The following is a 537-nucleotide window of genomic DNA, read 5'->3' as shown; positions in this document are numbered from 1 at the left end:
TCCAAGTTGATTGTTAGTGCATCATCGGCCTGTGATCCATCGGGATGATGGTTTCAGGTGCCGGCGGGCGATAGCCCAGTGCACTGTGGGGGCGTTTTGTATTGTAGTGTCTCCTCCATTGTTCGATCAGGATTTGTGCTTCGCGCAGGCTGTAGAAGATTTCGCCGTTGAGTAGTTCGTCCCTGAACCGGCCATTGAAGCTTTCGCAGTATCCGTTCTCCCACGGGCTCCCAGGTTCAATGTAAGCCGTCTGGGCGCCAACTGCGGCGGTCCAGTCTCGGACAGCCTGGGCGACAAATTCTGGCCCATTGTCTGAACGTATGAAACAGGGTGCCCCCGAAGTATGAACAGATCCGTCAGGGCGTCGATCACGTCGACCGAGTTCAGCTTGCGCTTCACTCTAATCGCCAGGCACTCCCGGCTGTGCTCATCAAGGATGTTCAGCGTCCGGAAGGCTTTGCCATCGTCGGTTCGACAATGGACGAAATCATAGCTCCATACATGATTGCGATACTCCGGCCTCAGCCGAACACACGA

At 55.5% G+C, this 537-nt stretch carries 1 pseudogene; it reads right to left on the bottom strand.

The window, feature by feature from the left end:
- Positions 1-13: 13 nt before the first annotated feature.
- Positions 14-537: pseudogene (locus tag ACR0EK_RS20345) on the bottom strand (IS3 family transposase); the annotation flags it as partial.

Source organism: Ruegeria sp. AE4, assembly GCF_056542185.1.
The sequence above is the reverse complement of the archived record's forward strand: the minus strand, read 5'-3'. Positions and strand labels throughout refer to the sequence as shown.